Raw genomic sequence first — 14,580 nt, 5'->3', positions numbered from 1 at the left:
GGCCAGGAGCGTCAGCGGCCGACGTCGGTCGGTGCCGGGTGGTGACCGCCCGGCGGCTGCCACAGCCGGTGGGCGTCGAGCGCGGCGCGGGCCTGGGCTTCCAGTGCGTCGAGCCGGGCGGTCTCGGCGGCCAGTTCGGCGTCGAGCGCGCTGCGCCGGGCCAGCAGGGCCTCGCTCAGCGGCGTCTCGCCCAGCGCATAGCCGCGCTGGGCCAGCGCGGCGGCCTGTTGCAGGCCGCTGTGCGCCGCCTGCAGGCGGCGCCAGCCACCCGGGCGTTGCACCGCCTCGGTGGCCACCCGCAGCGCCGCGGTTTCCACCTTGTTGCGGACCTCGGCTTCGGCCTGCTGGGCGGCCTCGGCCTGGGCCAGCGCCACCTGCGCGTCGGCGGCCCGGGCGCCACTGCCCAGCGGCAATGCCAGGTAGACCCCCAGCAGCTGTTCCTGGCCGCCGCGTTCGCGGCTGGCGCGCAGTCCCAGCAGCGGGTCGCCCAGCCGCTCCTGGTCGGCGCGGGTGGCGCGTTGCCGGGCCAGTTCGGCCTGGGCCTGGGCCAGCTCCAGCTCGTGGTTGTCGTCCAGGATGCGGGCCACCCAGGCGTCCACACCCAGCCCATCGGCCTCGGGATCGGGCAGCGGGGTGGGCGGGTTCAGTGGCAGGCCGGGCAGGCGGCGCGCCAGTTCGGCCTGCGACAAATCGGCTTTTTGGGCAGCCTGGGCCGCCTTGGCCAGGGCCCGGTCGAGTTCGGCCTGGGCCAGCAGCAGCTCCAGCCGGGCGGCGTCACCGGCGCGCAAGCGCTTGGCCGCCACCGCCTGCTGCTGGCCGGCCAGCGCGGCTTGTGCGGCCAGCACCTGGGCGCTGCGCCACTCGCGCAACCAGCCGAACCAGCCGGCCAGCAGGCCGCGCGCGGCCTCGTGCCAGGCGTCGGCGTAGCGCAGGTCGCCCAGCGTCCGCTCGCTTTCGCCCAGCTGGCGGTCGGTGGTGGCCTTGGCCGGGGAGCGCAGCGCGCGCTCCAGGCCGATCTCCTGTTCGTTGAAACGCGGGCCGGCCTGTTCCTGGCGGCGCTGGGCGCCCAGCTTCAGCGTCCAGTCGTGGGGGCCGGCTTGCAGCCGTTGTTGCCGGCCCAGGGCTTCGGCCCGCCCGGCCTCGGCGGCGCGCACCGCGGGCAGCCGGCTCAGGGCCTGCAGCACCGCGTCGGCCGGCGGCAAGGCCGCCGCGGGCACCTGGGCATGGGCGGTCTGCAGAGCGCACAGCAGCACCAGCGCGCAGGTCTGGCGGCTCATGCGAACCGCCCGAACCGGTCCAGCGGCACGACCCAGTAGGCGATCTCCGGGTTGGGCAGCGCCGCCTGCAGCCGCTGCAACAGCTCGGGCACCGCCTGGTCGTTCAGCGCCAGCTGCACAAAGACCCGGTTGGCCCGGCCCTGCACCTGCTCCATGGCGGTGGCCAGGCGGGCGTGTTCGCCATGGCCGTGGCCATGCAGCATGGAGAAACCCGACACGGTGTCGGGCAGGGCCCGCAGCGCGTCGGTGATGTCGGCTTCCAGCGCGCTGGGCAGGGCCAGCGTCAGCAGGCAGTTGGGTGGGGCAGGGTGGGAGGTCATGGGGACACCGGGGTCAATGCGGCCTGGCGGGCCGGGGCCTGGCCGAAGCGGCGGTACAGGATGGGCAGCAGCACCAAGGTCAGCACGGTGGCGCTGACCAGGCCACCGATCACCACCACCGCCAGCGGGCGCTGGATTTCCGAGCCCGGCCCGCTGGCCAGCAGCAGCGGGATCAGGCCCAGCGCGGTGATGCTGGCCGTCATCAGCACCGGCCGCAGCCGGCGCAAGGCGCCTTGGCGCACCACCTCGTCGATGGGCAGGCCACGGGCGGCGAGCTGGTTGAAGCAGCTCACCAGCACCAGGCCATTGAGCACCGCGATGCCCATCAGCGCGATGAAGCCCACCGAGGCCGGCACCGACAGGTATTCGCCGGAGATCGCCAGCGCCACCACCCCGCCGATCAACGCAAACGGGATGTTGGCAAACACCAGCAGCGCCTGGCGCAGCGAGCCCAGCGTGGTGAACAGCACCAATACGATCAGCGCCAGCGCCACCGGCACCACCAGGCCCAGCCGCTGGGCGGCGCGCTGCTGGTTCTCGAACTGGCCGCTCCAGGCCAGCCGGTAGCCGGTGGGCAGCGTCAGCTGCTGGGCCACCGCGGCCTGAGCCTCCTGCACAAAGCCCACCAGGTCGCGGCCGCGCACATTGGCCCGCACCACCGCCATGCGCGAGGCGTTCTCGCGCTCGATTTTCACCGGGCCCTCGGTGGTTTCCAACCGCGCCACCGCGCTCAAAGGGATGGCGCTGCCGTCGGCCATGGGCAGCCGCAGCTGCCGAAACAGCTCGGGCGACAGCCGAAGCGACTCGGGCCCGCGCAGGGTGAGCGGCACGCGGCGGCCGTCCAGCACCACCACACCGCTGCGCTGGCCTTCGACCAGGGTGCGCAAATCGCTCTGGATGGCCTCGGCGCTCAGGCCCAGCCGGCCGGCGGCCACCCGGTCGATGTCCACCCGCAGGTACTGCACACCCTCGTTCTTGGTGGTGATGACGTCCTCGCTGCCGCGCAGGCCGGACAGGATTTGCACCAACTGGTCGGCGAGTTTGGCCAGCGCCTGCTCGTCGCTGCCGAACACCTTGACCGCCAGGTCGCCACGCACGCCGGACAGCATCTCCGAGGTGCGCATCTCGATCGGCTGGGTGAAGCTCAGGTTGACGCCTGGCATGGGGGCGGCGGCCGTGCGCAAGGCGTCGATCAGCTCGGCCTTGCTGCCAAAACGCCAGCTGTCGCGGGGCTGCAGCACCATGAAGGTGTCGGTCTCGTTCAGCCCCATCGGGTCCAGGCCCAGCTCGTCGGAGCCCACCCGGGCCACGATGCTCTGCACCTCGGGCACGGCCTTCATCAACGCCCGTTGCAGTGCCAGGTCGGTCTGGGTGGAACGGTCCAGGTTGATGGACGGCAGCTTTTCCACCTGCATGATGATGTCGCCCTCGTCCAGCGTGGGCATGAAGGATTTGCCGATGAAGGGAAACAGCACCGCCGCCCCCACCAGCGCCAGCACCGAGGCGATCGCCACCGCGCGCGCATGGCGCAGCGCGGCGTCCAGCCAGGGCGCGTAGCGGGCTTCGAGCCAGCGCACCAGCCGCGGTGTGGCGTGGACGGCACCGGCCTTGGGTTGGAGCAGCACCGAGGCCAGCACCGGGATGACCGTGAGCGACAGCAGCAGCGAGGCCAGCAGCGCGAACACGATGGTCAGCGCCACCGGGCCGAACAGCTTGCCCTCCAGGCCTTGCAGCGTGAGCAGCGGCAAAAACACGATGACGATGATGGCCATGCCGGCGGTCACCGGCACGGCCACCTCCTGGGTGGCGCGGAACAGCGTGTGCAAATGGGGCAGTGGCGTGCGGCCGGGCGTGCTGTGGCGGGCCAGCGCCTGGCGCGCCTCGATGTTTTCCACCACCACCACCGCGGCGTCGACCAGCATGCCGATGGCGATGGCCAGGCCACCCAGTGACATCAGGTTGGCCGACAGGCCCCAGCCACGCATCAGCACGAAAGTGGCCAGCGCCGACAGCGGCAGGATCAGCGCCACCGCCAGCGCCGCCCGCAAATTGCCCAGGAACAGCAGCAGCAAAATCACCACCAGCACGGTGGCCTCGGCCAGCGCCTTGCCCACCGTGCCAATGGCGCGGTCGACCAGCTGGCCGCGGTCGTAGAAGGGCCGCACCGTCACCCCCGGCGGCAGCGAGGGCGCGAGCTGGTCCAGCTGGGCCTGGACCTCGCGCACCACCTGGCGGGCGTTGGCGCCGCGCAGGCCCAGCACCAGGCCTTGCACCACCTCGCCCTGGCCGTCCTTGGTGACCGCGCCGTAGCGGGTCAGGCTACCGATGCGCACCTCGGCCACGTCACCCACCCGCACCGCCTGGCCGTCGCGCTGCAGCACCGCGATCGCCCGCACGTCGTCCAGCGTGCGCACGCTGCCGTCGCTGCGCACCAGCAGCGACTCCTCGCCGCTGGACAGGCGGCCGGCACCGTCGTTGCGGTTGCTGGCCGCCAGCGCCGTCTGCAGCTGGCCCAGCGAGAGCCGGCGTGCCGCCAGCGCCGCCACATCGGGCACGACCTCGAAGGTCTGCACCTGGCCACCCAGGGTGTTCACGTCGGCCACACCGGCAATGCCGCGCAGCCGCGGCCGGATCACGGTGTCGAGCAGGCTGCGCTTGTCCATCAGCGAGCCCGGGCCCTCGACGGTGAACATGAACATCTCGCCCAGCGGGGTGGTGATGGGCGCCAGCCCGCCGCTCAGGCCCGGTGGCAGGTTGTCCATCACGCCGGCCAGCCGCTCGCTGACCTGCTGCCGGGCCCAGTAGATGTCGGTGCCGTCGTCAAAGTCCAGCGTGATGTCCGCGATCGCGTACTTGGACTGCGAGCGCAGCACCTTCTGGTGCGGAATGCCCAGCAGCTCCTGCTCGATGGGGGCGACGATGCGGGTCTCGACCTCGGAGGGCGTCATGCCCGGGGCCTTGAGGATGAGCTTGACCTGGGTCGACGACACGTCGGGGAAGGCGTCGATGGGCAGGCCCCGCGCGGCCAGCAGGCCGGCGGCCACCAGGCCCAGCGTCAACACGGCCACCAGCAGGCGCTGCGACAGCGACCAGGCGATCAGGCGCGACAGCATCACGGGCCTTTCGGGGCCTGGCCGCCGGCGGCTTCGGCACCCAGGCCCAGCCAGGCCCCTTTCAGTGCCGCCGTGCCCTGCACCACCACCGCGTCACCCGCCTTCAGGCCGCTGCGCACCGGCCGGCGTTCAGCGCCTGCGCCCAGCGCCACCGGCGTGGGCACGAACTGGCCGCCGCGCGACACAAACACATGGGCCTGGCCTTCGTGCTGGACCACCGCCGCGGCCGGCACGCTGAGGCCCGCGGCCGGGGTGGCGCCAAGCAGCTGGGCCAGCACAAACTGGTTGGGCCGCAGGCAGGCCGCCTGCTCGCTGGCCGGCCCGGTGGGCAGGGCCCGCAGCAGCCGGGACTGGGTGGCGCCGCTGAGCTGCGGCGCCACCGACACCAGCCGCGCCGGGCTGGCGCAGCCGTCGATGCGCAGCCGGTCGCCGGGCCGGGCCATGGCGGCCTGCTCGGCGGCGGCCTGCAATTCGATGGCCAGCTGGCCTGCGCGGGCCACCTTGGCCAGCGGGGCACCGGCCTCCAGGCGCTGGCCCGGCGAGACCAGCAGTTCCAGCACCGCACCGGCCAGGCGGCTGGTGACGGTGAGCAGCGGCGTGAACTCGCTGGCGGCCAGCCGCTCGCCCGGGTTCAGGCCCGCCATCTGCAAGGCCATGCGTTTCTCGGACAGCGCCAGCCTGGCCAGTTCGGCCTGGGTGCGGGACTCGCGCAGCCGCCCCTCCGACACCACGCCTTCGTTGAACAGCTGCTCGTCACGCTGGCGTTTGTCGTCGGCCAGCCTGGCCTGGGCCTGGGCCTGGCGCCAGTCGCGCTGCCACTCCACCAGCTGCGGGCTTTGCACCCGGGCCACCGGCTGGCCGGCGCGCAGCGGCTGGGCGATGTCCACCAGCACCGCCTGCACCACCCCGGCCACCGGCGTGCTCACCACCTCGATGGCCGACATTGGCAGCACCACCGTGCCCTGCAGCCGCGCGCCGTCGCCGGCCTCCTGGCCCACCCGCTCGGTGCGGATGCCGGCGGCACGCACCTGGGCCTCGGTCCAGGCGATGGGGGCGGGGGTTTGGGCCTGGGCGGTCAGGCTGGTCAGCAGCACCAGCAGGGCGCTGGCGGGACGCCAGGAAAAGGGGTGTGGAGAGGGCATGGGCGATCAGGGTGCGGGCTGTTCAGGGCGTGACCGGCGCCGGGCGGAAATCGAGCCGGGCTTCCAGGCCCTGGGGCTGGCCGGCCGGCGGCGAGGTCAGTGTGAGGCGGGCCTGGTGGCGTTCGGCGATGGTGCCGACGATGGACAGGCCCAGGCCGAAGCCGGCCGCGTCCTTGCCGTGGCGCACATGGCGGCGCGTCAGTGCGGCCAGCTGGGCGGGGGGCAGTCCGGCACCGTGGTCGCGCACGGTCACCGTGCCCGGGGCCGACACGGTCAGCTCGATGGGGCCTTGCGGTGCGTAGCGCACGGCGTTTTCCACCAGGTTGCGCAACGCGATCGCGATGGCGTCGAAATCGCCCAGCACCACCACGTCGTGTTCGGCCGGGATGTGCAGCCGCAGCCGGTCCAGCAGCTCGGCCTGGGCCCAGAACTCCTGCGCCACCACCCCGGCCACCTGGCCCAACTGCACCGGGGCCTGGGCCAGCGCGGCACCCGATTCGGCGCGCGACAGTTGCAGCAGCTTCTCGGCCCGCCGGCTGAGCTGGGTCAGCGCGTCCAGCGCCTCGCGCACCTGCTGGGCGGTGTCCTCGGGCAGGGGGTGGCCCAGGATGCCTTGCAGCCGCAGCCGGGCGGTGGCCAGCGGGGTGCGCAGCTCGTGGGCGGCATTGGCCGCCAGCGCCCGCTCGGTCTGCAGCGCGTCCGACAGCCGGGCCAGCAGGTGGTTGGTGCTGGTGGTGATGGCCTGCATTTCCAGCGGCAGGTCGGCGTCGCCGATCGGGGTCAGGTCACCGTCGCCGCGCTGGCCAATCTGCCGCGCCACCTGGCCCACCGAGCGCAGCGCGTACTGCGCGGTGCGCTGGATCAGCCAGGCCAGCAAGGGCAGCAGGCCCAGCAGCGGCAGCAGCTGCCACAGCGTGGCCTCCAGCATCGCCTGGTGGCGGTGGTCCAGCGAGTCGGCCACCAGGATGTAGACCGGCTCCAGCGGGTGTTTGAGGGTGAACACCCGCAGCGTGTCGGTGTCGCTGTAGCCGGTGGCCAGCGGCACCGGGATGGGGGTCAGCGGCGCATCGAGCGAGCGGCGCAGCACCCGGCGGTTCTGGTCCAGCATCTGGAAAACCAGGAAGCTCTGGGCCTCGTCCAGTTGCTCCAGCTCCTTCTGCGCCAGCAGCCGCAGGTTCATCGTGGCGTCGGGGTGGTGTTCGCGTTCGGCCAGCTCGTGGTCGATCAGGTCGAGCAGGGTGTAGGCGCTCTCCAGCAGCTTGCCGTCGTAGCCCTCGGCCAGTTCGCTGCGCACCTGCCAGGCCACGCCCAGCGAGGCCAGCAGCCACAGGCCACCGACCACCAGCAGCAGGTGGCGCAGCAGCAGGTTGACCAGGCTGCGGCCCTGGGCGGCCATCAGACCCCCCCTGTCAGGCGGTAACCCATGCCACGCAGGGTTTCGATGCTGTTGCGGCCCAGCTTGCGGCGCAGGCTGCTGATGAAGACCTCCAGCGTGTTGCTGCCGACCTCGTCGTCAAAACCGTAGAGCGCGCTGGTCAGGGCCTCGCGCGAGTGGATGCGGTCGGGCCGGGTGGCCATGACGCGCAGCAGCGTCCATTCCTTGGCGGTCAGCGTGACCGGCTGGCCCTGGGCCAGCACGGTGCTGCGGCCCAGGTCGATTTCCAGGCCGCCCAGCGTGATGGTGCCGGCGGTGCTGGCGCTGCCGCGCCGCTGCACCGCACGCAGCCGGGCCAGCAGCTCGTCGGGGTCGTAGGGCTTGACCAGGTAGTCGTCGGCGCCGGCGTCCAGGCCGCGGATGCGGTCGCTGACCTGGTCGCGCGCGGTCAGCACAATCACCGGCGTATCGGCGGCCTGGCGGCGGATGGTGGGCAGCAGCGACAGGCCATCGCCGTCGGGCAGGTGCAGGTCCAGCAGCACTGCCGACCAGTCGGCCAGCGGCAGCGCGGTGCGGGCGGCGGCCAGCGAGCTCACCGGCTCGACCACGAACTGCTGGCTGCGCAGGTAGTTGGCCAGTGCGCTGGCCAGGGGCAAGTCGTCTTCAACCAGCAGGATGCGCATGGGAAAGGGGTCCAAAGGTAAGCACCATGCATTGGACCTTACCAAAATGAAATCCACCTGAAAGCAGGGGCTTTCGGCACGCCCCGCCATGGCCCCGGGCTGTCAGTCAAGCGGGGCTGAAAAGCGCGCAGAATAAGCCCAGGTTCGAACCGCACCATGCCCATTGCCTACGCCCGCCGCCTGACTGGCCGCCACCGCACCGCCGACGCCAACCGGCATCTGGGCTACACCCTGGCCGCGGTGGCCGGGGCCATCAACGCCGGCGGCTTTCTGGCGGTGCAGCAGTACACCTCGCACATGACCGGTGTGGTGTCGGCCATGGCCGACCAATGGGCCCTGGGCACGCCCGACCTGGCCTGGGGCGGGCTGGGCGCGCTGCTGTCCTTTGTGCTGGGGGCGGCCTGCTCGGCCTGGATGGTCAACCGGGCGCGGCGCTGGCAGCTGCACAGCGAGTACGCGCTGCCGCTGCTGCTGGAAGCTGGCCTGCTGCTGTGTTTCGGCTTGCTGGGCGGGCGGCTGTCGCAAATCCACGGCCTGTTTGTGCCGGTCACGGTGATGCTGCTGTGCTTCATCATGGGCTTGCAGAACGCCGTCATCACCAAGCTGTCGCGCACCGAGATCCGCACCACCCACGTCACCGGCATCGTCACCGACATCGGCATCGAGCTGGGCCGCTGGGCGCACCGGTTGGGCGAGCCCGACCCGGACCCGGCCGCCGCCGGCCAGAGCGGCACCCGGCTGACGGTGCTGGTCAGTTTGCTGGTGGCGTTTTTTGGCGGCGGGGTGGTCGGTGCCTGGGGCTTCAAGCACCTGGGTTATGTCGCCACCGTGCCGCTGGCGCTGGCGCTGGTGACGCTGGCCATTGTGCCGGCGCTGGACGACCTGCGGGACTGGCGCCAGCGCGGCCGCTGATCACCGGGCCGCGCGCCGGGCCAGCCGCCGAAAGGCCTCCAGCCACAGGGCGCCCGCGGCCACCAGACCGGCCACCGCGGTCCAGCCGGCCAGCCCCAGCGGGGCCACACCCATCAGCTGGCGCAGCCAGGGCAGGTTGAACACCAGCAGCAGCAACAAGGCCACGGCCGCGGCCATGCGGCCCACCCAGCGATTGGGCACGGCCAGCGTTTGCCACAGCGGGCGCGACGGGTCGCGGTTGGCCAGGATCAGCAGCACCACGCCGAGCACCAGCCCGGCAAACACCAGGCCCCGGCTCGGCGCGGCGTCCCAGCCCTGGGCCAGTGCCCAGGCGTGGCCGCCCAGCAGCAGCGCGGCCAACCCCAGGCCCTGCAGCACCGCGCCAACCAGCACCGCGGGCGAGAAGGGGGTGGCCTGCGGCGACCGGGGCGGGCGGTCCATCAGGCCGGGCACCGGTGGCTCGGACTCGAACACGATGGCGCAGCTGGGGTCGATCAGCAACTCCAGCAGCACGATGTGCACCGGCCACAGCAGCGGTGGCCAGCCCAGCAGCGCCGGCAGCAGCGCCAGCGCGACGATGGGCATGTGCACCGCGAAGGTGAAGCGGGACGCCTTGGCGATGTTGTCGTAGATGTGGCGGCCCTGGCGGATGGTGGCGACGATGCGCGAGAAGCTGTCGTCCAGCAACACCAGCGCCGCCGCCTCGCGGGCCACGTCGGTGCCGCGTTGGCCCATGGCGATGCCGATGTCGGCGGCCTTCAGCGCCGGCGCGTCGTTGACGCCGTCGCCGGTCATGGCCACCAGTTCGCCCGCTGCCTGCAGCACCCGCACCAGGCGCAGCTTGTGGGCGGGTTGCAGCCGCGCACACAGGTCGACCTGCTTCAGGCGCGCGGCCAGGGCGGTGTCGTCGAGCGCGGCCAGCTCGGCACCGGTGAGCACCTCGGGTCGCGCCGACAGGCCCACCTGGGCGGCGATGGCGCGGGCGGTGGCCGGGTGGTCGCCGGTCATCATCACCACCCGCACGCCGGCGCGGCGGCATTCGGCCAGCGCGGCCGGCACCTCGGGCCGCGGCGGGTCGGCCAGGCCCAGCAGGCCAAGGAACTCGAAATCGAAATCATGCTGCTGCGCCGGCCAGTCCGGTGGGCCGCCAGCCACAGGCGATGTGCCAACCCAGCGGCCGCCGGCCACGCCCAGCACCCGCAGGCCCTGGGCGGCCATGGCCTCCACCTGGGCCCGCACCTGCTGCAGCCGCTCGGCCGGCAGGTGGCACAGGTCGGCCACCGCCTCGGGTGCGCCCTTGGTGGCCAGCCGGTAGGCCGCGGGGGAGGGCTCGGCATGCAGCTGGGTCATGGCCAGCAGCGTGGGTGACAGCGGGTAGGTGTGTTCCGGCGCCAGGCTGTGCTGCCCGTGGCCGGTGCCGGCCAAGTGCACCCGGCCGAACTGCTGGATGGCTTTCTCCATCGGGTCGAAGGGGTCGACCGGCGTGGCCAGCAGCGCCGCCTCCACCAGCCGGTGAAAGGCCTCGGGCAGGGCAGTGGAGTCGGTGGCGCGGAAATGCGCGTCGCCGGCGGCCAGCTCGGCCACGCCCATCTGGTTGACGGTCAGGGTGCCGGTTTTGTCCACCGCCAGCACAGTGATGGCGCCCAGCGCTTCGACGGCCGAGACGCGCCGCGTCAGCACCTGCTGCTGGGCGATGCGCCAGGCCCCCATGGCCAGAAACACGGTCAGGATGACGGTGATTTCCTGCGGCAGCATGGCCATGGCCAGTGCCAGCCCCGACAGCAGGCTGTCCAGCAGCGGCTGGCCGTCCCAGCCCCACAGCAGACCGACCTGCAGCAAGGCCAGCACCCCCGCCACCAGGCCCAGGCCTCGCACCAGCCGGCGCGAGGCCTGTTGCAGGCCCGAGGGCGGCTCCACCGTGGCCGCCAGGTCGGCGCCGATGCGGCCCACCGCACTGGCCGGGCCCACCGCTTCCACCCGCGCCAGGCCACTGCCCCGGGTCACCACGGTGCTGGCGAACACCCGACCTGTGTCTGCGCTGTCGCCGTCGGCGGTGGGCCGCTTGGCGGCCGGCACGGCCTCGCCGGTGAGCAGCGATTCGTCCACCTCCAGCTGGCCTTCACACAGCCGGGCGTCGGCCGCCACCCGGTCGCCTTCGCGCAGCACCAGCAGGTCGCCGCACACCACCTCACGGCCAGGCACGCGCAGCGGCTGGCCGTCACGCAGCACCAGGGCACGCGGCGCCGACAGGTCGCGCAGCGATTCCAGGGCCCGCTGGGTCTTGCGCTGCTGGGCCAGCGTGGTGCCGATGACGGTGAACACAAAACCCAGCAGGAACAAAGCCTCGGCCCGGTCGCCCAGCGCCAGGTAGATGCCGCCGGCGGCCAGCAGCATCAGAAACATCGGTTCGGTCAGCACCTCGCGGGCGATGGCCCAGCCCGGTTTGGGCTGGCTGCCGGGCAGCAGGTTGGGACCGTCGGCGGTCAGCCGGCGGGCGGCTTCCGCCGAACTCAGACCGGCCGGTGGTGGCAGGCCCATGCCGTCCGGTGGCGGCTCAGCGGACCAGCAGCACCGGGGTGGCGCAGCTGGCCAGCACGCCGGTGGTCACCGAGCCGACGATGGCGCCGGCCAGCGCGGTGTGGCCATGGGTGCCCATGACGACCAGGTCCTGCGGGTGCGCGGTCACGTAAGCCGCCACCTCGGCAGCCGGCTGGCCCACGCGGTACAGCGTGTCGGCCTTCCAGCCCTGCTGTGCAGCGAACTTGCGTTGCGGCGCCAGCACTTCCTCGGCGGTGTCGAGGTAGTACTGGTCGAGTGTGGGTTGGTCGATGTAGCGCGCCGCGTGCGGCGGTACCGGCATCACCACGGTCAGCAGCGTGTAGTGGTGGCGGGGGCCGAGCAATTCGTCGTGGGCGGCGATGTAGCTCAGCATGCGCTTGGTGTAGGCACTGCCGTCAACGGCCAGCAAGATGTTCACCGCGTCTCCTGGTGGGTGGGGGCCTGGCCATTATGGGGTGGTCCTGGTGGTTGGCGCTTGATCCCCCTCAAGCTTCAGGTTCAACACCACATGCACGGTCTGGTTGTCGGAACCGGCCGGGTCGGCCTGAAAGCCGTGGTGCTGGGCCAGCTGGCGCATGGCCTGGTTCTCCCGCAGCACCTCGCCCACCACCCGCTGCGTGCCATGGCCACGCAGAAAGCGCACCAGCTTGCCCAGCAGCAGGTGCCCCAGGCCCAGGCCCTTGTGGTCGGAGCGCACGACGATGGCGAACTCGGCTTCGACGTTGTCGGGGTCGGTGGCGGCGCGGGCCACGCCCAGGGTTTCCCATGCGCCGTCGGCGTTCTGCGCCAGCGCCAGAAAAGCCATCTCGCGGGCGTAGTCGATCTGCACCAGCCGGGCCAGCTCGCTGCGCGGCAGTTCGCGCCGGCCGCCAAAAAAGCGCAGCCGCAGGTCGTCGGGCGTCAATTGATCGATGAAGGCCGCGTGCAGGGCCTCGTCTTCCGGCTTGATGGGCCGCAGCAGCAGCGACCGGCCCTGCCAGGCCACCGTTTCGACCAGCTGGCTGGGGTAGGGCAGGATGGCGAAGCGGTCGGTGCCGGCGCCGGTGCTGCGGGCCACGCGGATGCGGGCGTCCAGCGCCAGCACGCCCTGGTGGTCGGCCCACAACGGGTTGATGTCCAGCTCGGCCAGTTCCGGCAGGTCGGCCAGCAGCTGCGACACCGCCACCAGCGTGTCGTGCAGCGCCGGCAGATCGGCTGGCGGGTGGTCGCGGTAGCCGGCCAGCAGTTTCGCCACCCGGGTGCGCGACACCAGCTCGGCCGCCAGGCTGCTGTTCAGCGGCGGCAGCGCGATGGACCGGTCGGCCACCACCTCCACCGCGGTGCCGCCCTGGCCGAACAGGATCACCGGGCCAAACACCGGGTCGACGCTGGCGCCGACGATCAGCTCCTGGGCCATGGGTTTTTGCACCATGGCCTGCACCGAAAAGCCGCTGAGCCGGGCCTCAGGCCGCGCCAGCCCGATGCGCGCCAGCATCTGTTCGGCCGCCTGGCGCAGCTGGGCTTCGTCGCCCAGGTGCAGCGCCACGCCGCCCACATCGGACTTGTGGCTGATGTCGGGCGACAGGATCTTCAGCGCCACCGGAAAACCCAGGTCGCGTGCCACGGCCAACGCGGCCTCGGCCGTGGCGTCCACCGCCTGCGTGGGCACCACCGGGATGCAATAGGCCGCCAGCACCGCCTTGGCCTCAACCTCGTTGAGCATGGTGCGGCCCTCGGCCAGCACCGCCTCGACGATGCGGCGGGCGGCCGCGGCGTCGGGCGCCTGGCATTCGCTGGCGCTGGGGGCCTCCTGCAGCAAGGCCTGGTTGCGGCGGTAGGTGGACAGCATGGCGAAGGCGCTGACCGCTTCTTCGGGCGTGGCGTAGTTGGCCACACCGGCGTCCTCGAACACCCGGCGCGCCTCGGCCACACCGCCGTCGCCCAGCCAGCAGGCCATGACGCGCCGCGCCGCCTGCTGGGCCAGCGGCGCGCAGGCCTGGGCAATGCCGGCGCTGGGCACGATGGCGGTGGGGGCGTGCATGAACAGCACCGCGCCCACCGCCGGGTCGGCCAGCAAGGTGGACAGCGTGGCGGTGTAGCGCTCGACCGGCGCGTCGCCGATCAAATCAATCGGGTTGGCCTGTGACCAGGTGGCAGGCAGCACCGCGTCCAGCGCCGACCTGGTGGCCGGGCTCAGCTCGGGCAGGGCCACCCCCAGCCGGGCGGCGGCGTCGGCCGCCATCACACCGGCGCCGCCGCCGTTGGTCATCATCGTCAGGCCACCGGGGCCACCGACCTCGCTGCCACGGAAACGCACCAGGGTTTCGGCGGCCATGAACAGCTCCTGCAGCGTGTCCACCCGCAGCATGCCGGCGCGGCGGATGGCGGCGTCGTACACCACGTCGGAGCCGGCCAGAGCGCCGGTGTGCGAGGCCGCAGCCTGCAGCCCGCGGCCGGCCCGGCCGGCCTTGACCACCACCACCGGCTTGTTGCGCGCCGCCGCCCGGGCCGCCGACATGAACTTGCGGGCGCACTCGATGGATTCGATGTAGAGCAGGATGGAGCGGGTGTGGGGGTCGCTGGCCAGGTGGTCCAGCAGGTCGCCAAAGTCCACGTCGGCCCGCTCGCCCAGCGACACCATGTGTGAGAAGCCGATGCGGCGCGACTGCGCCCAGTCCAGCACCGTGGTGACCAGCGCGCCCGACTGCGACACAAAGGCCATGTCGCCGGCCAGCGCGTCGGTGTGGGCGAAGCTGGCGCTCAGGCCCAGGCGGGGCGTCAGCAGGCCCAGGCAGTTGGGGCCCAGGATGCGCAGCACATGGGGCCGGGCGGCGTCCAGCATGGCCTGCTTCTGCGCCGCCGACAGGCCGGCCGTCATGACGATGGCGGCGCGGGTGCCCCGCCGGCCCAGCTCGGTCACCAGGCCGGCCACGGTGTCGGGCGGGGTGCAAATCACCGCCAGGTCGGGCGCCAGCGGCAGGTCGGCCACCCGGGCAAAGACCGCCCCGCCGGCCAGGGCCGGCTGGCGCTTGTTCACCGCGAACAGCGGGCCCTGAAAGGCGCCGGCGCACAGGTTGCGCCAGACGGTGGCGCCCACGCTTTGCGGCCGGTCGGAGGCGCCCACCACCACCACCGAGGTGGGGGTCAGCAGGCGGTCAAGGTGGCGGATGCTCATCGGGGCCTTCCTGGGAATGTGCACCGAGGATAGCGGCCCGGTCCA

Annotated in this window: 10 protein-coding genes; 1 reads left to right on the top strand and 9 read right to left on the bottom strand. The window is 72.5% G+C overall.

The features are described from left to right. Positions 1 to 11: 11 nt before the first annotated feature. From AC4BAR_RS13290 to AC4BAR_RS13265, 6 genes are read right to left on the bottom strand one after another with little or no spacing between them, the layout of a single operon-like run. Positions 12 to 1,277, bottom strand: a complete 1,266-nt coding sequence (locus AC4BAR_RS13290; protein WP_490628359.1) for a TolC family protein — start codon at positions 1,275 to 1,277, stop codon at positions 12 to 14. Next, positions 1,274 to 1,597, bottom strand: coding sequence for a DUF3240 family protein (locus tag AC4BAR_RS13285; RefSeq protein WP_490628358.1), 324 nt, complete (start codon positions 1,595 to 1,597; stop codon positions 1,274 to 1,276). The genes AC4BAR_RS13290 and AC4BAR_RS13285 overlap by 4 nt, the downstream gene beginning before the upstream one ends. After that, entirely contained in the window at positions 1,594 to 4,710 is a 3,117-nt protein-coding gene (locus tag AC4BAR_RS13280; protein ID WP_490628357.1) for an efflux RND transporter permease subunit, read from the bottom strand. The genes AC4BAR_RS13285 and AC4BAR_RS13280 overlap by 4 nt, the downstream gene beginning before the upstream one ends. After that, on the bottom strand, positions 4,710 to 5,852 hold the full coding sequence (locus AC4BAR_RS13275; protein ID WP_490628356.1) for an efflux RND transporter periplasmic adaptor subunit: 1,143 nt from the start codon (positions 5,850 to 5,852) through the stop codon (positions 4,710 to 4,712). Before AC4BAR_RS13275 ends, AC4BAR_RS13280 begins: the two co-directional genes overlap by 1 nt. 22 nt (positions 5,853 to 5,874) lie before the next feature. Then, on the bottom strand, positions 5,875 to 7,248 hold the full coding sequence (locus tag AC4BAR_RS13270) for a sensor histidine kinase (protein ID WP_490628355.1): 1,374 nt from the start codon (positions 7,246 to 7,248) through the stop codon (positions 5,875 to 5,877). Next, a complete protein-coding gene (locus AC4BAR_RS13265; RefSeq protein ID WP_490628354.1) occupies positions 7,248 to 7,910 on the bottom strand; it encodes a response regulator in 663 nt (220 codons plus the stop codon). The genes AC4BAR_RS13270 and AC4BAR_RS13265 overlap by 1 nt, the downstream gene beginning before the upstream one ends. A gap of 156 nt (positions 7,911 to 8,066) precedes the next feature. Here AC4BAR_RS13265 and AC4BAR_RS13260 point away from each other — a divergent pair, with 156 nt between their 5' ends. After that, positions 8,067 to 8,822 carry a YoaK family protein gene (locus AC4BAR_RS13260; RefSeq protein WP_490628353.1) on the top strand — a complete coding sequence of 252 codons (756 nt, stop codon included), beginning with the start codon at positions 8,067 to 8,069 and terminating at the stop codon, positions 8,820 to 8,822. Here the strand turns inward: AC4BAR_RS13260 and AC4BAR_RS13255 are convergent, their stop codons facing one another. The 3 genes from AC4BAR_RS13255 to AC4BAR_RS13245 are packed head-to-tail and all read right to left on the bottom strand — an operon-like array spanning position 8,823 to position 14,535. Beyond that, positions 8,823 to 11,360 carry a cation-translocating P-type ATPase gene (locus AC4BAR_RS13255; RefSeq protein ID WP_490628352.1) on the bottom strand — a complete coding sequence of 846 codons (2,538 nt, stop codon included), beginning with the start codon at positions 11,358 to 11,360 and terminating at the stop codon, positions 8,823 to 8,825. A 16-nt stretch (positions 11,361 to 11,376) separates the two neighbouring features. Beyond that, positions 11,377 to 11,799, bottom strand: coding sequence for a universal stress protein (locus AC4BAR_RS13250; protein ID WP_490628351.1), 423 nt, complete (start codon positions 11,797 to 11,799; stop codon positions 11,377 to 11,379). A 30-nt stretch (positions 11,800 to 11,829) separates the two neighbouring features. Continuing rightward, positions 11,830 to 14,535, bottom strand: a complete 2,706-nt coding sequence (locus AC4BAR_RS13245) for a bifunctional acetate--CoA ligase family protein/GNAT family N-acetyltransferase (RefSeq protein WP_490628350.1) — start codon at positions 14,533 to 14,535, stop codon at positions 11,830 to 11,832. Between the last annotated feature and the right edge of the window lie 45 nt (positions 14,536 to 14,580).

It is taken from the genome of Rhodoferax sp. SPJ4 (assembly GCF_058216275.1).
This window is presented reverse-complemented; position numbering and strand designations above follow the sequence as displayed.